This window comes from Nocardia yamanashiensis NBRC 100130, assembly GCF_001613325.1.
In the GTDB taxonomy this organism is placed as follows: domain Bacteria; phylum Actinomycetota; class Actinomycetes; order Mycobacteriales; family Mycobacteriaceae; genus Nocardia; species Nocardia yamanashiensis.
Genome location: NZ_BDCD01000017.1, coordinates 298,857 through 317,098 on the forward strand (window position 1 = coordinate 298,857; position 18,242 = coordinate 317,098).

Genomic DNA, 18,242 nt, shown 5'->3' on the forward strand with positions numbered 1-18,242 from the left:
CACTCCTCGAAATCCGTTGTCGCTCAGCCGACCCGCGTCAGGCGGTAGTCGGCCGGATCCAGTCGTCGCGTCTCCAGCCGGTATCCGGTGACGGTGCCCGGCCAGTTGTTGGTGATGCGCCCGGCGGCATTGCGGTACCAGCTGGTGCAGAAGTTCCACACCGAACGGCCCAGGCGATCCTGAATCCGGTTGTCGTAGGCCGCTTCCGCCTCCGGGCGCACCTCGAGCACGTGCCCGGGCCGGTCGGCGAGCAGGGCCACAGCCTGACGGATATAGCGGGTCTGGGATTCGATGATGTGCACGATCGACCCCGCGCCGAGATTGGTGTTCGGGCCGTAGAGCAGGAACATGTTCGGGAAACCGGAAACCGTGATGCCCTTGAAAGCCTTTGCGCCGCCGGACCATTCATCGTGCAATTTGCGACCCTGAGCGCCGGTCACGGTCATCGGCCAGAGGAATTCGGTGCCCTTGAACCCGGTGCCGTAGATGATCACGTCGACCTCGTGCAGCGTCCCGTCGGCGGTGCGGACGCCGGTCGGCGTGATCTCGGTGATCGCGGTGGTCTCGACCCGCGTATTGGGCTGGGTGAGCGCGGGGAAATAGTCGTTGGAGAACAGTCCGCGCTTGCAGCCGGGCGGGGCGTCGGGGGTCAGCTTGGCGCGCAGGTCCGGATCGGCCACCTGTTTCGCCAGGTGCCGCTTGCTGATGCCGCTGACCAGCGGGCGGATGGCCGGAATGTCGACGATGCTCAGCGACACCGTCTCGCACAGCGCCCACCAGGCCAGGCGTTCGGCCAGCAGCACCGGCGGCAGGCGCCGGAACAGGGCCCGGCGGGTGGCGTCGTAGTCGGTGTCCGGCTTGGGCAGGATCCAGGTGGCGCTGCGCTGGAACAGGGTCAGGCTCGCCACCCGCGGCTGGATGGCGGGCACGAATTGGATCGCGCTGGCTCCGGTTCCGATGACGGCGACGCGTTTGCCGGTCAGCTCGACCGAGTGATCCCATGCGGCGGAGTGGAAGGCCGCGCCCGCGAAGCTTTCGCCGCCGGGGATGTTCGGTACCGCCGGGCGTGACAGCTGGCCTACCGCCGACACCAGCACGGCCGCGGTCAGTACGTCTCCCCCGGCGAGACGTACGGTCCATTCGCCCGTGGCATCGTCGTATTCGGCCGCCGTGACGTCGGCTCCGAAACGGATCTTGTCCAGCAGCCCGTACTTCTCGGTCAGCCCGCGCAGATAGCGCTGGATCTCGGCCTGCGGCGCACAGCGTTTGGACCAGTCCGGGTTCGGCTCGAAGGAGAAGGAGTACAGCGGCGACGGCACATCGCATTCCGCGCCCGGGTAGGTGTTCTCCCGCCACACCCCGCCCACGTCCGTACCGCGTTCGAGCAGCACGAAATCGTGGAATCCGGCCCGGGTCAGCTCCATGGCCATGCCGATGCCGCCGAACCCGGTGCCGATGATGATGATCGACGGGCCGGAACCGGTGCCGCTCATGGTCGTCTCCTCACTGCGCTGTGGTCGACAATGACGCTACGACCTGCGGATATCGCGGCGGGAAAGCGAGACGGCCAGAAAATCCATAGATTCGGCCATAATCGACGCATGAGTACGGTCGAGGAACCCGACGTCCGGACCTGGCATTTCCCGCGCGGCACCGCCAGCGTGGCGGTGATGGCCGAGTTCGCCGCCGAGCACGGGGTGGCCGCCGAACGGGTGCTCGCGGGCACCAGGCTGAGCGCGGGGGTGCTGAGCGATCCCGATGCCCAGATACCGGCCGAGACCGAATTGACCGTGGTGCGCAATCTGGTGCGCGAACTGGCGCATGTGCCCGCGCTCGGGGTGGAGGTGGGGCGGCGCTACCGGATCAGCACCTTCGGGATCTTCGGGTACGCGTGCGTCACCAGTCCCACGCTGCGGGAAGCGATTTCGCTCGCGTTGCGCTACTACCGGCTCGGCTTCGCCTTCTGCACGCCGATCGTGGAATCGCGGCCGCGCGAGGTGGTGACCTGGATTCACCACGACACCGTGCCGGTCGATGTGCAGCAGTTCCTGGTGGAGCGCGACATCGTGGCCATGCATCGGGTGATGAGCGATCTGATCGGCGCGCGCGTCGATCTCACCCGGGCCGAATTCGGTTATCCGGCAAGCGATCAGGCCGGGCGGCTGGAATCGCTGTTCGGCGTGCGGCCCCGCTTCGAGCGGGCGCACACCATGTTCGGCATCGACCCGGATCTGCTCACCCAGCCGCTCCCCCAGGCGAATCAGCCCACCTGGGCGGTGTGCGTGGCGCAGTGCCGCGACCTGCTGCACCGGCGCAGCGCACGCACCGGTATCGCCGCCGAGGTGCGTGATCGGCTGCTACCCGGTTCCGGCACAACGGGTTTCGCCGCCCCGCTCACCTTCGACGCGGTGGCGCGCGAACTCAACCTCAGCCAGCGCACCCTGCGCCGGCACCTGGAAGCGGCAGGCACCTCCTACCGCGCCCTGCTCGACGAGGTCCGCCAAGCCCTGGCCGAGGAGATGCTCTCCGCCACCCCACTCTCGGTGGACGACATAGCGATTCGCCTGGGCTATGCCGAAGCGACGCCGTTCATCCACGCCTTCAAACGCTGGACAGCAACGACGCCCGCAGCGTATCGGCGCGCGCAGCGTCCGACCTGATTCCCTCCCCGGGGCTTACGCGCCCTTGGGCAGTGCGGTGGTTCTGGACTGCTCGAAGGACTCCGCGAGGAAGCGCATCGCCGGCCCGGCGAAAGCCATTGCGCCGGTAATGTGTTCGCGGCCCTGCATGCTCAGCATGGTGACGTCCACGCCGAGCGCCTTCCAGTCCTCGGCCAGCTTGACCGCCTGCGGATACGGGATGATCTGCTCGGCGGTGCCGCCCGCGACCAGCACGGGGGCGGCGGGAGCCAGTGCGCCCAGGGAGTTCTCGCGCAGTTTGCGCTTGACCGCGGGCACCTCGAACGGCAGCCGGTGGCAGTAGGTGGTGACCTTCTTGGGCAGCACCGCGCCGACGCCCACGCCCAGCACCGCGGCGGGGATGACGTGGGTGCGGCGGAAGAGTGCGGCCAGAGCCTTGCCGGAGGGCTTGAGGTATTGCAGGACATCGAGTTCCGGATAGGCGGCGTCGAGACCGAGCACGCCGTAGAACAGCAGGAAGGCGTACGGGCTGTCGTCCAGGAAGGCGATCATGTCGGCCAGATCGGACGGGGCGGAACCGACCACGCCGCCGGCGATGGTGAGTTCCGGCGCGTAGGTGGGCTGCAGTTGCAGCGCCCAGCCGGCCGCGCAGCCGCCCTCGGAATAGCCGTAGATGCCGACCGGGCCGTCCGGGTCGAGGCGAGCCGCGTTCAGCCGCCGGGCGGCGCGAATGCTGTCCAGGACGGCGGGACCGAGGGCGCGGCCCATCACGTACGGATGCGTGCCCGGATTGCCCAGGCCGGGATAGTCGGTGACGACCAGCGCCCAGCCGCGGCGCAGGGCGGCGCGGATGAACAGCGATTCGTATTCCAGACCCCAGCGCAGCTGCCAGGACGCGGCGGCGACTTTATGCGCGATGCCCTGGGTGCCGACGGCGTAGCCGGTGAGCGGGCGGGTGCCCGCACCGCGCCAGGGCGCCCGCGGCACCAGCACCGTCCCGGTCACCCGGTTCGGCTCGCCGTGCGCGTCCGTGGAGGTGTATTCGATGCGCCAGGCGCGGGCCGGAAGCCGCAATCCGGGGAGCATCTTCGCCGACATGGGCTTGGCCGACAGCAGCCGGCCCGGATCGGTGTTCGCAGTCATCGTTGCCTGCCCTTTCAGCACAAACACTTGCTATGCACTTGTCGCGCAACCGAATCCGAATCGTCATAACTGTCTCGGACAGCGCGGCATGAAGCCACGATACCTAAAATGAGAGAGTGTGACAGGTTATGTCGCAGCTACTCCCACACATTGGGACCGGGAGTTCCGGGGGCTCCGCCCCCAAGAAGGAAGAGGGGGTCCGGGGGTGTGACCCCCGGGCCCCCATCTGGCGGGATCAGCGCACCGAAATAGCAGCTCGGCCGGGTACGTTCCCGCAATGGTGAGTACACCCCTGCGCATCTTGCTGATCTCCGGTAGCACCCGGGATCGATCCACGAATACGGCCGCGCTGCGGACCATCTCGGCACTGGCGCCGGAGGGGGTCGAGGCCCTGCTCTATGACGGACTGCGAGACCTGCCGCAGTTCGTGCCCGGCGAGGAGCCCGAGCCGCCCGTCGTCCAGGACTTGCACAAGCAGCTCGGCGCGGCCGATGCGGTGCTGATCTGCAGTCCCGAGTACGCGGGGATGATTCCGGGCAGTCTCAAGAACCTTCTGGAATGGACGGTGGGTGCGGCCGATCTACACGAAAAGCCGGTCGCCTATGTGAATGTCGCGTTCGAGGGCCGGGGCGACGAGGCGGTGGCAACGCTGCGCACAGTGCTGGGTTATGTCGGCGCGGAACTGGTCCAGGCCGCGAGCGGGCGCATCACCGTGCTGAGCCAGATGGTCGGCGCGGACGGGCTGGTGACCGATGCCGAGACGCGGGAACGGCTTTCCGCCGCACTGGAGGCGCTCATCGCACACGTTCGCCCAGTTTGAGTACCCCCCAGGGGTATGAAATCAATCACTCTGCCGAGGTCTTCAATTCAGGTACCCCCCATGGGTATACATGGGGGGTCCGAATTGCCCAGCGGCACAGCGCCTGTGGCCGCCGCCCCCGAGGAGTGATCCCCATGTCCACCAGCACTTCGGCGCCACCGTCCGCACGACGGTGGGTCGCCCTGTCCCTCATCGCCCTGGCCCAGTTCATGGTCATCATGGACACCTCGATCATCGGCGTCGCCCTGCCGGAAATGCAGACCTCCCTGGGCTTCTCGCAGGAGAACCTGTCCTGGGTCTTCAATGCCTACGTGGTGGTGTTCGGCGGCCTGCTGCTGCTCGGCGGCAAGTTCTCCGACATCGTCGGCGCCCGGCGCATCTTCCAGCTCGGCTGGGCCGTCCTCGGCGCCGGATCACTGGTGGCGGGGCTGGCGAACTCCGCGACGCTGGAGCTCATCGGCCGTGGCGTACAGGGTGCGGGCGCGGCGCTCATCGCACCGTCCGCATTGACCCTGCTCATGATGCTGTTCGGATCGAACCCGGGTGAGCTGACCAAGGCGTTCGCGGTCTACGGCGCGGCCGCGCCCGCCGGCGGCACCGCCGGTGTCTTCCTGGGCGGTCTCATCACCGAATATGCCTCGTGGCCTTGGGTTTTCTACATCAATATCCCGATCGCCCTGATCGCCCTGCTCGCCGCGCCCGCCCTGCTGCCCGAGGGCGCGCTCGCCCCGCACGGTTCGGTGGACATCCTCGGCGGCCTCACCGCCACCCTGGGTCTGGGCGCGGCCGTGTTCGCCGTCGTCCGCGCGCCGGAGAGCGGCTGGCTCTCGGCCGCCACCCTGAGCGTGTTCGCGCTCGCCGTCGTCCTGCTGGCCGCCTTCGTGGTGATTCAGCGGCGGCGCCGGGAACCGCTCATGCCGCTGGCCATCTTCCGCGCCCCCGATCTCGGTGCGGCGAACCTGGCCCAGGTGCTGCTGGGCGCGGCGTGGGTGCCGATGTGGTTCTTCCTGAACCTGTACCTGCAGCAGGTGCTCGGCTACTCGGCCTTCCCGTCCGGCGCGGCGCTGCTGCCCATGACGGCGCTCATCATGGCCGGAATGATCGCCCTGTCCCCGAAGCTGTTCGCCCGCTTCGGCGCCCGCACCATGATCATCTCGGGTTTGCTGATCCTGGCGGCCGGGCTGGTGTGGCTGTCGTTCATCCGCGCCGACGGCAATTTCTGGGTCGACGTGCTGCCCGGTTCGCTGGTCGCGGCGCTCGGCATGTCCCTGGCCTTCGTCCCGTCCCTGCAGACGGCCATCTCGGCCGCCGCGCCGGAGGAGGGCGGACTGGCGTCGGGCATCGTGAACACCGGGTACCAGATCGGTTCGGCGCTCGGCCTGGCCGTCGCCACCGCCATCGCGTCGGCGGCCGGGGCCGAACACCTCGGTGACGTGCTCGCGCTCACCGATGGTTTCGCCGCCGCGTTCCGCACGGCCGCCGTCATTGCCGCCGTCGCTGCGCTCCTGGCGGTGCTCACCTTCCGCCGGCCCGCCCGATCGGAGGTGCCTGCCACCGCGTGATCCCCTGCCGGACAATCGAACACAACGAAGGTGGCGTCGTGCCTCAGCACGACGCCACCTTTGCTCTCCGCCTCCGTAGGAGGTCAGTCCTTGCGCGCCAGCCCGCCGTACGCCCCGGACCGCTCCGGATGCTCACCCACATCGGCGGCATTGTCCGGACGCCACAGCGGCAGATGCACCAGCCCGGGATCGACCAGGGTCCAGTCCAGGAAATAGGTCGCGATCTCCGCGCGGCTGCGCAGCACGATCTCGGTGGAGGTCCGCCCCGACAGCTTCTGCGCCTCCAGCACCTCCGGCGGCTGCCCGTCGGCGGTGGCGTGCGTGATCGCCACGTAACTGCCGTACGCGCACCCTTCCAGCAGCCGCGCGACCGCACCCGCCGGATCGGCGTCGTCGGGCACGAAGTGCAGCACGCCCAGCAGCAGCACCGCCACCGGCCGGCTGAAGTCGATCAGCTTGGTGACCGCCGGATCGGCCAGGATCGCCGCCGGATCCGCCACATCCGCGTGCACCACCTGGGCGAGCGGATTGTCGGCCAGGATGGCCTGGCTGTGTGCCACCGCGACCGGGTCGATATCGACGTAGACGACCTTCGCCTCGGGATTGCGGGCCTGGGCGACCTCGTGCACATTCCCGACGGTCGGGATGCCCGACCCCAGATCCAGGAACTGATCGATGCCGGCATCGGTGAGATACCGGACGCAGCGGCGCAGCAGATCCCGGTTCGCGCGCATGGTCTCGGCGACATTCGGGGTGAATTGCTCGATCATGCGCGCCAGCTGGCGATCGATCTCGAAATTGTGCATCCCGCCCACGAAGTAGTCGTAGACCCGCGACGCGCTCGGGCGGTCCAAGTCGATGCCTTCGGGCGCCCAGCTCGGTCTGGTCATCGGATCCCCATCTTCCCGCTGAAATAGCACGTGGTCAGAGCCAATCGTGAAGCGCCGCAATGGTATCCCAATATTCGCCAGGAGGGCAGGCGAAGCGAGCACCGACCGGTCGGGCTACCATCGATCTCCATGGCGTCGGATCCCGGGGTGGGGCCGGAGCAGGGTGGCCCGCACGCCGCAGTGGTGCAGGAGTGGGTAGCCGCGTTGACACGCGGAGCCCGCGATCACGTGGTGCCCATGAGCCGATCCGAAGCCCGGGCGTTGCTGCAGCGCATCGCCCGCGAGCTGGACGCGGTGGCGCGCAGCGCCGAATCCCCGGCCAAGGTCGGCGAACTCGGCGCGGAACTGGCGCGGGCGCATTTCGTCGGCGACGAGGTGCTGGGCCGCAGTATCCGGGTGCTGACTGCGTATCTCGCTGGGCAGCAGGAGATTCCGGCCGCCCGCGCCGCGGAACTGATCGGCGCGTTCACCACCGGCTATGTGCGGGCCTTCCGGGAATGGCTGCTGGCCGAACAGGAAAGCGTGCGGATGGCCGATATCGCGGCGCGGCAACGGGTGCAGGAACAGTTGCGCGCCAGCGAAGCTCGCTTCCGGGCGGTGTTCGCGCAGGCCGGGATCGGCACCGGGCTCTCGGATATGACCGGGCGCATCATCGAGGTCAATACCGCGTTCGCGGACATGCTCGGCTACACCCAGGCCGAGATGTGCGCGCTGTCGGTGACCGACCTCGGCCATCCCGCCGACGATCCGGACATGTGGGGCCTGTACGCGTCGGTGCTGCGCGGCGATGTCGACAACGTGCACATGGAGAAGGCCTATCCGCACAAGGACGGCCGCACGGTCTGGACGAAGATCAACGTCTCGCTCATCCGCGACGATCAGGGCCTGCCGCAGTACACGCTGATCCTGGTGGAGGACATCTCCGAGCAGCGGGTGCTGGCCGAGCGGCTGCGCTATCGCGCCCACCACGATCAGCTCACCGGGCTGGCCAATCGCTCCCGCTTCTTCGACGCGCTGGCGGCAGCCTTCACCGATCCGGAGGCCCGGATCGGGCTCTGCTACGTGGATCTCGACCGATTCAAGGCCATCAACGACACCTTCGGGCACGCGGTCGGCGACGAGCTGCTGGTGCAAGCCGCCGCGCGGCTGACCGGCTGCGCCACCGGCCCCGGCCAGCTGGTGGCGCGCATGGGCGGCGACGAATTCGTGATCCTGATCCCGGATTCCGGGGCCACCGAGCCGGAATCGGTTGGGACCGTTGAAGGTATCGCGCGCTGCGTGCGACGCTCGTTCAGCCGGCCGTTCGAGGTGACGCGCCGGCGGCTGACGGTGACCGCGAGCGTGGGCATCGCGGCCGATCGCGCGGGCGACACCACGGCCGACGATCTGCTGCAGGCCGCCGACTACGAGATGTATCTGGCCAAGGCGATCGGGCGCGGGCCGTCCCGGACCCGGCCCTGAGTCAGAGCGCGCGCAGCTGGGCCAGCACCTGGAAGGCCACGTCCGCCGCCGCGGTCAGCGCCTGGATCTCCAGCACGGTGGGATCGTGCAGCACCGGATCCTGCAGCGCCAGGCCGTTTCCGAAGATCACCACATTCGCCCCGAGGTCGGCCGCGACCAGCAGCGGTTTGGTCGCGACGCCCTTGCCGAGCAGCAGATCCAGGCCCTCGCCGAAGAAGTAGAAGCGCCACAGCGGCCCGAGGTCGGCCTGATAGACCTCCTTGGTGCGGTCCACGATCACCTCGCCCGCGCCCGCGATGGCGGCGACGATCTTGAAGTAGTCGTCGGCATTGTCCGGCCGGGTGTGCACCGCGGCGATGGAGTAGGCGAGGTCAACGGCCAGGTGCGCGCTGTATCCGGCCATGGCCGCCTGCGCGCCGGAAACGGTGCAGTCCCCGGCCAATTCGAAGTAGCGCGCCCAGTGCGGTTCCACGGTGCCGCCGGTGAAGGCGGCGTGCAGATTGTTCAGGTACCGGCTCAGCAGTTCCAGGCTGATGGCGTGCGCGTACTCGCGATCGTGGAAGGCCCCCGGATCGTTCTGCAGGGGCATGACCGCCGCCTGCTCGACGCCGTCCAGCCCGATGCCGAACAGCCCCCGCCGATCCCGGTGCGCGATGAGGATTTCGGTGATCTCGTGATTGCGCTCGACGGCGATGGTCAAGCGCTGCAACGCGTCTCCGGTCAGATCACCGGTATTCGATAGTCGCGCAATGGTGTCCAGCTCGGCCGCCGACAGGGGCGAACCGCAGACCGTCTCGGGCGCCGGGGAGCCGGCCGCCGGCTGGGCCAGGGCCACCGGCCCGGAAAGCAGCGCCGCCGCTGCGCTCATCGCGATGAGGAGCCCGATCCGGGCGAGTTTCCACACGGAGCAGGAGTGTACAGACCGGTCTGCTCTCGCGCGTTCCACGCGAACGCCGTGTCAGCGCCGGGCCGATCGCAGCAATCGGCCCGGCGCTCACACCGGCCTCAGTCCGACGCGTCCGGGAAGTCGCGCTGCTGATATCCGCCGCGCAGCGTGCCCTCCAGATACGCCGTCCGGCAGGCCCGCCGGGCGATCTTCCCGCTGGAGGTGCGCGGAATCGAACCCGCGGGCACCAGCAGCAGATCGCGCACCTGCACCCCGTGCCGTTTGGCGATGGCCGCCCGCACGGTCTCGGTGATCGGCTCCGGATCCAATTTGGCCGCGCCCGTGCCGCGTTCGGCCACTATCACCAGCGCCTCGGCGGCATCGCCGGGATCCGGCTTCACCGAGACGCCGTTCGGCGCGTACGCCTCGGTCGGCAACTGGTTCGCCGAAACCGAGAAGGCCGCAACGAATCCCGGCCGCAGCGCGGTGCTGGACTCCTGCGCGGAGTACTCCAGATCCTGCGGATAGTGATTGCGCCCGTCCACGATCACCAGATCCTTGACCCGGCCGGTGATGTAGAGCTCGCCGTCCAGATACGACCCGAAATCCCCGGTGCGCATCCAGATCGCGTCCGGCGCGGCGCCTTCGGCGTGACTGCCCGCCGGCTGCCGGGTGACCAGCCGGTTCTTGAAGGTGGCCACGGTCTCCTCCGGCCGCCCCCAGTAGCCGACGCCCATATTGTTGCCGTGCAGCCAGATCTCGCCGACCTCGCCGTCCGCCTTCTCGGCGCCGGTCTCCGGATCCACGATCACCGCCCACTGCGACAGCGCCACATAGCCGCAGGACACCTGGGCCACCGCGTTCGGCGCGTCCGGGGTCACCTCGGTCATGCGCCCGGCATTGAGTTCGCCGCGGTCGACGTAGACCACCCGCGCCTCGTCGTCGCGCCGGGTCGCCGAGACGAACAGCGTCGCTTCCGCCATGCCGTAGCAGGGTTTGATGGCGGTCTTGGGCAGCCCGTACGGCGCGAAGGCGTCGTTGAACTTCTGCATGGAGGTCACCGACACCGGCTCGCTGCCGTTGATCAGGCCGATCACCCGGGACAGGTCCAGCTCCTCGCCCGGCTTTGGCAGACCGCGCGCCGCCGCGTGCTCGAAGGCGAAATTCGGTGCGGCCGCGAAGATCTCGGCCCCGTCCTCCTGTGCCGCGAGTTCCTTGATCCAGCGGTACGGGCGGCGCACGAAGGCGCTCGGCGACATGATGGTGATGAACTTGCCGCCGATGGTCGGCAGGATCACCGTGAGCAGGCCCATGTCGTGGAACAGCGGCAGCCAGGTGACGCCGCGCGCCTTCTCTGTGATGCCGATGGCGTTCACCATCTGCAGCAGATTCGTGCCGACCGCGCGGTGCGTGATCTCCACACCGGCCGGCGTGCGGGTGGACCCGGAGGTGTACTGCAGGTAGGCCACCGAATCCACATTGATGTCCGGCCGCACCCAGGTCGCGCCCACGCTGTCCGGAATCGCCTCCACCGCAATGATTCGCGGGCGCTGCGGCGCGGGCAGGTTCTTGAACAGCTCGCGCACCCCGGCCGCGGCGGAGCCGACGGTGAGGATGGCCGAGGGCGTGCAGTCCGCGAGGACGGCGTGCAATCGGTCGGAGTGGCCCTGCTCGTCCGGATCGAACAGGGGCACCGCGATATTGCCCGCGTACACCGCGGCGTACATGGCCACGACGTACTCCAGGCCCTGCGGCGCCAGAATGGCGACCCGGTCGCCCGGCTGCGTGACCTGCTGTAGCCGGGCGGCCACCGCACGCAGCCGGACGCCGAACTCGTTCCAGGTGAGTTCGGAACGCTCGCCGTCGCGTTCGCGCGAATAGTCAACGAAGCGGTAGGCGAGCTCGTCTCCGGCCGCCACCGTGTGCTTGTCGACCAGGTCGATCATGGTCTGGTTGGCCGGAATCCTGATATTGCCGTGCTCGTCCAGATAGTCATCGAAAGTCTCGCCGATCATTCCCTATCCTTTTTCAACTCACAGCCGAGCGTGGCTGTGCAGTGACACCGAACAAAGATCGACACGAAGGCCCGGAAGTAGCTGGGGCTGGAGAACTCTAACAGGGTGTCGATTCGTACGTCACTCAGTACCGGCCGAAGGCGATGGCGACATTGTGACCGCCGAAGCCGAAGGAGTTGTTGAGCGCGTAGTCGTACTGACCGGTCCGTGCCGTGCCCTTGACCACGTCCAGGTCGATTTCGGGGTCCTGATTGTCCAAATTGAGAGTGGCCGGGACGATTCCGTCGCGCACGCTCAGCACCGTGATGACCGATTCGAGGGCTCCGACGGCGCCGATGGAATGCCCGAGAGCGGACTTCGGCGCGTACACCGCAGCGTGGTTGCCCACCGCTTGCTTGATGGCGTTAGCCTCGGCGTAGTCACCGATCGGAGTGGCGGTGGCGTGCGCATTGATATGGGAGACATCGGCTTTGGTGATCCCGGCGTGTTCCATGGCGCGGGACATGGCCCGGGCGGCGCCGCTGCCCTCCGGGTCCGGGGCGACGAGATGGAAACCGTCGGAGGTGATTCCCGCGCCCATGATGCGGGCGTGGATCTTCGCGCCGCGCGCCTTGGCGTGCTCCTCGGTCTCGATGATCATCAGCGCGCCCGCCTCGCCGAAGACGAAGCCGTCGCGATCGGAATCGAAGGGCCGGCTGGCGCCCTTCGGGTCGTGATTGCGGGTGCTCATGGCGCGCATCATGGAGAAGCCGGCGATCGGCAGCGCCTGGATGGAACCCTCCACGCCGCCGGTGACGACCATGTCGGCATCGCCCATGACGATCATCCGCCAGGCGTTCGCGATCGCCTCGGAACCGGACGAACAAGCCGAAACCGGCGTTGTCACACCGGCCCTCGCGCCCAGCTCGCAACTCACCACGGCCGCCGGGCCGTTCGGCATGATGGCCTGCACGGTCATCGGCGACACCTTGCGGTAGCCGCCCGCCTGCAGCCGGTCGCGGGCCTGCATGAGCACCTCCGCGCCGCCCAGGCCGGTGCCGATGGCGACGCCGAGCCGGTCGCCGTCGACCTCCGGGCTGCCGGCATTGCGCCAGACCTCGCGGCCCAGGACGGCGGCCATCTGCTCGACGTAGGACCAGCGCCGGGTCTCCGCACGGGTGAGGGCCGTGCCCGGTTCGACTTTGAGGTGGCCGCCGATGCGCACCGGCAGGTCGAAATCGTCGAGGAAGGTGTCTTCCAGGACGTCGATTCCGCTCTCGCCGTTGAGCAGTCCCTTCCAGGTGGAGTCGACATCACCGGCGATCGAGGTGGTGGCGGCGAGGGAGGTCACGACGACATCGGGGAACTTCCTTCGGTTGGGCGTCTGCATTGTTCACTCTCCGTAGCAATGCTCCGGCGAACCAGGACTCGATCCGCGTGGGCTGTCAAGGACTGTTTTGCAACTAGCGAACGCACCCACCGTGGAGAACTTCGGCGGGGTGTGAAGCCAATCTCGGGCGAACTGGGCTAGATTATCTGAGGCGAAGCCGACCAGTCTCCTCATGGACACGCGGGCATCCCGGATTCCCCTCGGATGCTCCCCCGCGGCCGACGCGGCGATCGCCTGGAATCCCCTCGTTCCACTGCCGGCCATTCCGGCTGACAGGCGTTGATCTCCACCATCATTCCGCAGCGACGAGCCATTTCAAGGGAGGCGCACGACCGTGGCCAGGAATCTCACTCAGCTCGAGTTGCTCATCGAGCTGGAGCCGATCGCCGAGCAGAATGTGAACAGGCATCTATCCATGGCCAAGGATTGGCATCCACACGACTATGTGCCGTGGACGGAAGGCCGCAACTTCGCAGCAATGGGCGGGATCGATTGGGATCCGAAGCAATCGCAACTCAGTGAGGTCGCCAAGGCCGCCATGATCACCAATCTTCTCACCGAGGACAATCTGCCCAGCTATCACCGGGAAATCGCCGAGAACTTCTCCCAGGACGGCGCCTGGGGCACCTGGGTGGGCCGCTGGACCGCCGAGGAGAACCGGCACGGCATCGTGATTCGCGACTATCTCGTGGTGACCCGCGGGGTGGATCCGGTGGCACTGGAGAACGCGCGCATGGTGCATATGACCAATGGCTACCGGTCGGCCAATCTCATCAAGAACTATGTCGGCACCCAGGCGGCGTACACGGCTGCCGGATTCATGTATTCCGTCGCTTATGTCACTTTCCAGGAATTAGCGACCCGCGTTTCTCATCGCAATACCGGCAAAGTGTGCAATGACCCCATAGCGGACAAAATGTTGCAGCGCATCGCCGCCGACGAAAACCTGCACATGATCTTCTACCGCAATCTCTGCGGCGCGGCGCTGGACCTGTCCCCCGACCAGGCCATGGAGGCGATTTCCAATATCATCATGACCTTCCAGATGCCCGGCGCGGGCATGCCGAACTTCCGCCGCAACGGTGTGCTGATGGCCAAGCACGGCATCTACGACCTGCGCCAGCACCTCGAAGAGGTGATCATGCCGGTACTCAAGAAGTGGAATGTCTTCGAACGCAACGACTTCGGCCCCCGCGGCGACGAAATCCGCAACAACCTGGGCGATTACCTCGACAAGCTGCGCCGCGACGTGGTCCGCTTCGAGGAACAGCGCGACCGCTCCCTGGCCCGCGAAGCCCAACGCGCGGACAAGGAATCGATCCTGATCGGCTGAACCCGCACCACGCCGCCATCGGGGGCCCGACAATGGAATGAGCCGCAGCGACCGGCGGTTCAGGCCGGTCCCCGATGGAGGCCGCACCATGAACGTTCAAGAGCTCTTGTCCGCCACTCGCGAATCCCTCACCAGCCACCGGGTTTTCGCCGAACCGGTCGAGCACGACGGCACCACCGTCATCCCCGTCTCGGCGATCGCCGGGGGCGGCGGTGGAGGCGGCGGCGTCCAGGAGGGCGCCGAAGGGTCCGGCGCCGGTTTCGGACTCGGCGCGAAACCGGTCGGGGCCTATGTGATCCGGGACGGCAGCGTGCGCTGGGTGCCCGCGGTGAATGTCGAACACGTCGTCACCGTGGCGGGCATCGTGGCGGTGGCGGCGCTGTTCGCCGCCGTGCGGATCGTCCGGCTGGTGGCCGGGAGCCCGGCGTCGATCGAATAGCCCGTCACGCGGCGAGGGCGCGTTCGCGCAGGGTGCGCAGGGTGCGGTTCAGGATTCGGGAGACCTGCATCTGGGAAACGCCCAGTTCGGCGCCGATCTGCGACTGCGTCCGCGATTGGAAGAAGCTCAGTTCCAGCACGGTGCGTTCGCGGTCGGAGAGGGTGTCCAGCAGGGGCTCCACGGTGAGGGTTTCGTCGACCAGGTCGTAGGCCGGTTCCTCGACGCCGAGCGTGTGCAGCCGGGAAACCTTTGCGGTGCTTTCGGTTTCGAGCTCCGCGTCCAGGGAATCATGACTGTAGCCGTTCGCCGCCACCAGGGCCTGCGCGATCTCCTCGCGATCGGTGCCGAGCTCGGCCGCCAGATCGCCCGCGTTCGGCATCCGATTCAACCGCTGCGCGAGCTCCGGGGTGACCGCGGTGATCCGCAGATGCAGCTCCTTCAGCCGGCGCGGCACCCGCACCGACCAACTCGTATCGCGGAAGTGCCGGCGCACCTCGCCCATGATCGTGGGCACCGCATACGACAGGAACGTGGTGCCGCGCGTCGTATCGAACCGGTCGACGGCCAGCACCAGCCCCACCCGGGCGATCTGCAGCAGATCCTCGAACGCCTCTCCCCGCCCCGCGAACCGTCGCGCGATGTGCTCGGCGAGCGGCAGGCACCGCTCGATGATCCGCTCCCGCAGCACCGGCCGTCCGGGGTCGTCCGTATCGAACGCCGCCAGTTCGGCGAGCCAGGGCTCGATGTCGTCGTAGGGATCACGTCGCGCGCGGGCATTACCGGGTACTTCGGAAAAAGTCGCCATATCAGTGCTCATCTCCGATTTCCTCTATTCGAATGAACTCGGACCATGACCGGTTACCCGCCCGCCCGCGTATCCAAATAGTTATGTGAAATGAGACACAAAGATGTTTAGCCGGTCGGCGCCTGACTCAGAGGAAGACCTGGGCGGTCAACCCCGCGAGTGCGCCACCGAGCAGAGGGCCGAAAACGGGGACCCAGGCGTAGGACCAGTCGGCGGTTTTGTGGCCGGGGGTGGCGTTCGCCGGGAGCTGTTCGGGGATGCGCTCGGCCGAACCGCCGGCGGAGATGTCGGCGGGGATGCGCTCGGGGAGGACGTTCGCGGGGCGGCTCGTCGGGAGGAGGGCGTAGGCGAGGCGGGGGGCGAGGTCGCGGGCGGGATTGATCGCGTAGCCGGTCGGGCCGCCGAGGGAGGCGCCGATACCGACGACGAGGAGGGCGGCGGCGAGGGGGCCGAGGCCGCTCGGGGTATGGCCGAAGGCGAGGATTACGTAGACGAGGGCGAAGGTCGCGATCACTTCCGTAAGGAAGTTCCAGCGGTAGGAGCGGATCGCCGGGCCGGTCGCGAAGGCGGCGAGCTTCTTCGTATCGTCGGGCTCGGCGTCGAAGTGCTTCTTATACGCGAGGAAGGCGAGGCAGGCGCCGAGGAAGGCGCCGACGAGCTGGCCGGAGATATAGGCGACCGTATTCGTGAAGTTCACGGGGACGCCGGGGGCGTACTCCTCGGCGCCGGCGAAGAGATTCCCGATAGTGACGGCCGGGTTCAGATGGCCGCCGGTCTTATAGGCGACGTAGACGCCGCCGAAGACGCCGAGGCCCCAGCCGAAAGTGATCAGGAGCCAGCCGCCGTCGAGACCCTTCGACCTAGCCAGCAATACGTTCGCTACTACGCCCGCACCGAGCAGGATCAGCACTCCCGTGCCTAGTGCTTCACTTAGAAAAATCGAGCTGAAGTCCATAACTGCGCCTCCCGGTCGGCGGTCGCTGCGATGCCGAAAAAGACTCTACGGTCTTTCGTCTGGCAAATCTCTAGAAACACGCTAGGGCCTCGGGAGCCGGGAAACAAACCGGCGAAAGGGGCGGAAAGCCGACGGAACGACGACCAGCGCTGCACCGGAATCCCTTCCGGCACAGCGCTTTCGGTCTATCGATCGATCTCCGGGAAGATCAGCTCACGGCGACCAGGCGGGCCGCGTTCGCCGCCTCGTCGTCGTTCGCCTCGTTCGCCGCGAGCTCCGCGTGCACGCGGTCGTAGTAGCGATTCGTCTCGGCGTTCGTACGGTCGTCATCCCACCCGAGGTGCGGGGCGATAAGGCGGGCGATCTCGGGAGCCGCCTTCAGGCCACGGTCCGGAACCTCGATCGAGATCCGGGTACGGCGGGTAAGGAGATCGTCGAGATGCATCGCGCCCTCGTGCGTGACCGCGTAGACGGCCTCCGCGGCGATGTAATCCTCCGCGCCCGGAATCGGCTGCGCGAGTTCGGGAACCGCGGCGATGAGATCGAAGATCTCGTTCGCGAGCGAACCGTACCGGCCGAGCAGATGCTCGACGACCGCGACCGGGACCTCCGCGCGCGCCGCGACACCGGCGAGATCGTCGAGCATGTCCTGGTAGCCGACCGCGCCGAGGATCGGCAGGTTCGCGGTGACGGACGGCGCGACATCGCTACCGAGACGTTCCGCGGCGGCATCGATCACGTCGGAGGCCATCACCCGGTAGGTCGTGTACTTCCCGCCCGCGATCACGAACAGGCCGGGAGCCGGTTCGGCGACCGCGTGCTCCCGAGAAAGCTTCGAGGTCTCCTTCGACGCACCCGTCATCAGCGGGCGCAGACCGGCGTACGTACCGACGATATCGGCGCGCGTAAGCGGTTCGCGGAGCAGGGAATTCACATGGTCGAGGATGTACTGGACATCCGCCGCGCTCGCGGTCGGATGGTTCTTGTCCAGGGTCCAGTCGGTATCCGTCGTGCCGATGATCCAGTGCTCGGCCCACGGGATTACGAAGAGCACCGACTTCTCGGTCTTCATCGCCAGGCCGGTGTCCATATTCAGGCGTTCGCGCGGCACCATGATGTGCACGCCCTTCGACATGCGCACATGGAACGGGAAGTCCACGCCGGTCATCCGGATCATGTCGTCGGTCCAGACGCCGGTCGCCGAGATGACCGTCTTCGCCCGGATGCTGTGCTCCAGACCGGTTTCCAGATCGGTCACCTTCGCGCCGACGACCCGCTCGCCTTCGCGGAGCAGACCGGTCACCTTCGTGCGCGTCAGGACGGTCGCGCCGTGCTGGGCCGCGGTCCGGGCGACCATCATCGTATGGCGGGCGTCGTCGACCTGCGCGTCGTAGTAGCGGATCGCGCCGGTCATGGCGTCTTCCTTCAGAGCGGGCGCGAGATCCAGTGCGCTGGAACGGCTCAGGTGCCGGTGCATCGGCACCGAGCGCGCGCCGCCCATCGTGTCGTAGAGGGCGATGCCCGCGCCGATGTAGAAGCGCTCGTAGTGCTTCTGGAGAGGGAAGAGGAAGGACACCGGGTGCACGAGGTGCGGGGCGAGCTTGTTCAAAAGCAGCCCGCGTTCCTTCAAAGCCTCACGCACGAGCGCGAAGTCGTACTGCTCGAGGTAGCGCAGGCCACCGTGGATCAGTTTCGAGGACCGGCTCGAGGTGCCGGCGGCGAAGTCGCGGGCCTCGACGAGGGTGACGGACAGGCCGCGCGAGGCGGCATCGAGTGCGGCGCCGGCGCCCGTCACACCTCCGCCGATGACGAGGACGTCGATCTCGGTGTCACCCAGCGAATCGATCGCGCGGGCGCGGTAGGCGGGATCCAGATGTGCGGACACGACATGCTCCTTGTTGTCGTCGGTGCGGTAAGTCATTGCG

At 67.6% G+C, this 18,242-nt stretch carries 15 protein-coding genes; 6 read left to right on the forward strand and 9 right to left on the reverse strand.

All coding sequences use genetic code 11. The features are described from left to right. Window positions 1–23 precede the first annotated feature (23 nt). Window positions 24–1,493 (reverse strand): flavin-containing monooxygenase, encoded by a 1,470-nt coding sequence (locus NY1_RS19875; protein WP_067715288.1) that lies wholly within the window; start codon window positions 1,491–1,493, stop codon window positions 24–26. 108 nt (window positions 1,494–1,601) lie between these two features. On the opposite strand from NY1_RS19875, the gene NY1_RS19880 reads away from it, so the two are divergent. After that, entirely contained in the window at window positions 1,602–2,660 is a 1,059-nt protein-coding gene (locus tag NY1_RS19880) for an AraC family transcriptional regulator (protein WP_067715290.1), read from the forward strand. 15 nt (window positions 2,661–2,675) lie between these two features. Here NY1_RS19880 and NY1_RS19885 read toward each other — a convergent pair whose 3' ends face one another. Next, entirely contained in the window at window positions 2,676–3,782 is a 1,107-nt protein-coding gene (locus NY1_RS19885; protein WP_067715295.1) for a lipase family protein, read from the reverse strand. A 277-nt stretch (window positions 3,783–4,059) separates the two neighbouring features. On the opposite strand from NY1_RS19885, the gene NY1_RS19890 reads away from it, so the two are divergent. Together NY1_RS19890 and NY1_RS19895 are read left to right on the forward strand one after the other, a co-directional pair. Further along, on the forward strand, window positions 4,060–4,602 hold the full coding sequence (locus NY1_RS19890; protein ID WP_067715298.1) for an NADPH-dependent FMN reductase: 543 nt from the start codon (window positions 4,060–4,062) through the stop codon (window positions 4,600–4,602). 134 nt (window positions 4,603–4,736) lie between these two features. Further along, the gene (locus NY1_RS19895; RefSeq protein WP_067715301.1) at window positions 4,737–6,164 is read left to right on the forward strand and encodes an MFS transporter; all 1,428 of its coding nucleotides are present in this window, start codon (window positions 4,737–4,739) and stop codon (window positions 6,162–6,164) included. An 83-nt stretch (window positions 6,165–6,247) separates the two neighbouring features. Here NY1_RS19895 and NY1_RS19900 read toward each other — a convergent pair whose 3' ends face one another. Then, a complete protein-coding gene (locus NY1_RS19900; protein ID WP_067715303.1) occupies window positions 6,248–7,054 on the reverse strand; it encodes an SAM-dependent methyltransferase in 807 nt (268 codons plus the stop codon). A 129-nt stretch (window positions 7,055–7,183) separates the two neighbouring features. Here NY1_RS19900 and NY1_RS19905 point away from each other — a divergent pair, with 129 nt between their 5' ends. After that, window positions 7,184–8,515 carry a GGDEF domain-containing protein gene (locus NY1_RS19905; RefSeq protein ID WP_067715306.1) on the forward strand — a complete coding sequence of 444 codons (1,332 nt, stop codon included), beginning with the start codon at window positions 7,184–7,186 and terminating at the stop codon, window positions 8,513–8,515. A 1-nt stretch (window position 8,516) separates the two neighbouring features. Here NY1_RS19905 and NY1_RS19910 read toward each other — a convergent pair whose 3' ends face one another. From NY1_RS19910 to NY1_RS19920, 3 genes are all read right to left on the reverse strand, one after another. Next, a complete protein-coding gene (locus tag NY1_RS19910; RefSeq protein WP_233434394.1) occupies window positions 8,517–9,419 on the reverse strand; it encodes a DUF5995 family protein in 903 nt (300 codons plus the stop codon). A gap of 101 nt (window positions 9,420–9,520) precedes the next feature. Then, complete coding sequence (gene fadD32, locus NY1_RS19915) at window positions 9,521–11,413, reverse strand: long-chain-fatty-acid--AMP ligase FadD32 (protein WP_157762390.1); 1,893 nt, start codon at window positions 11,411–11,413, stop codon at window positions 9,521–9,523. A 127-nt stretch (window positions 11,414–11,540) separates the two neighbouring features. Further along, window positions 11,541–12,785, reverse strand: coding sequence for a KasA/KasB family beta-ketoacyl-ACP synthase (locus NY1_RS19920; protein WP_067715312.1), 1,245 nt, complete (start codon window positions 12,783–12,785; stop codon window positions 11,541–11,543). Window positions 12,786–13,119: 334 nt separating this feature from the next. Between NY1_RS19920 and NY1_RS19925 the strand changes: the two genes are divergently transcribed. After that, on the forward strand, window positions 13,120–14,118 hold the full coding sequence (locus NY1_RS19925) for an acyl-ACP desaturase (protein WP_067715315.1): 999 nt from the start codon (window positions 13,120–13,122) through the stop codon (window positions 14,116–14,118). Between the two features lie 88 nt (window positions 14,119–14,206). Then, window positions 14,207–14,557: a GerW family sporulation protein gene (locus NY1_RS19930; RefSeq protein ID WP_067715318.1), complete on the forward strand. Its 351-nt coding sequence runs from the start codon at window positions 14,207–14,209 to the stop codon at window positions 14,555–14,557. Between the two features lie 4 nt (window positions 14,558–14,561). On the opposite strand, the gene NY1_RS19935 is transcribed toward NY1_RS19930, so the two are convergent. The 3 genes from NY1_RS19935 to glpD form a co-directional block, all read right to left on the reverse strand. After that, on the reverse strand, window positions 14,562–15,374 hold the full coding sequence (locus tag NY1_RS19935) for a SigB/SigF/SigG family RNA polymerase sigma factor (RefSeq protein ID WP_067715322.1): 813 nt from the start codon (window positions 15,372–15,374) through the stop codon (window positions 14,562–14,564). A gap of 115 nt (window positions 15,375–15,489) precedes the next feature. Beyond that, window positions 15,490–16,317: an MIP/aquaporin family protein gene (locus NY1_RS19940; RefSeq protein WP_067715325.1), complete on the reverse strand. Its 828-nt coding sequence runs from the start codon at window positions 16,315–16,317 to the stop codon at window positions 15,490–15,492. 208 nt (window positions 16,318–16,525) lie between these two features. Beyond that, entirely contained in the window at window positions 16,526–18,202 is a 1,677-nt protein-coding gene (gene glpD / locus NY1_RS19945) for a glycerol-3-phosphate dehydrogenase (protein WP_157762370.1), read from the reverse strand. Window positions 18,203–18,242: the final 40 nt, after the last annotated feature.

Excerpts from the sequence above, each read along its gene's own strand:
- NY1_RS19875 (WP_067715288.1), bottom strand. The coding sequence starts at position 1,493 with ATGAGCGGCACCGGTTCCGGCCCGTCGATCATCATCATCGGCACCGGG.
- NY1_RS19880 (WP_067715290.1), top strand. The coding sequence starts at position 1,602 with ATGAGTACGGTCGAGGAACCCGACGTCCGGACCTGGCATTTCCCGCGC.
- NY1_RS19885 (WP_067715295.1), bottom strand. The coding sequence starts at position 3,782 with ATGACTGCGAACACCGATCCGGGCCGGCTGCTGTCGGCCAAGCCCATG.
- NY1_RS19890 (WP_067715298.1), top strand. The coding sequence starts at position 4,060 with ATGGTGAGTACACCCCTGCGCATCTTGCTGATCTCCGGTAGCACCCGG.
- NY1_RS19895 (WP_067715301.1), top strand. The coding sequence starts at position 4,737 with ATGTCCACCAGCACTTCGGCGCCACCGTCCGCACGACGGTGGGTCGCC.
- NY1_RS19900 (WP_067715303.1), bottom strand. The coding sequence starts at position 7,054 with ATGACCAGACCGAGCTGGGCGCCCGAAGGCATCGACTTGGACCGCCCG.
- NY1_RS19905 (WP_067715306.1), top strand. The coding sequence starts at position 7,184 with ATGGCGTCGGATCCCGGGGTGGGGCCGGAGCAGGGTGGCCCGCACGCC.
- NY1_RS19920 (WP_067715312.1), bottom strand. The coding sequence starts at position 12,785 with ATGCAGACGCCCAACCGAAGGAAGTTCCCCGATGTCGTCGTGACCTCC.
- NY1_RS19930 (WP_067715318.1), top strand. The coding sequence starts at position 14,207 with ATGAACGTTCAAGAGCTCTTGTCCGCCACTCGCGAATCCCTCACCAGC.
- NY1_RS19935 (WP_067715322.1), bottom strand. The coding sequence starts at position 15,374 with ATGAGCACTGATATGGCGACTTTTTCCGAAGTACCCGGTAATGCCCGC.
- NY1_RS19940 (WP_067715325.1), bottom strand. The coding sequence starts at position 16,317 with ATGGACTTCAGCTCGATTTTTCTAAGTGAAGCACTAGGCACGGGAGTG.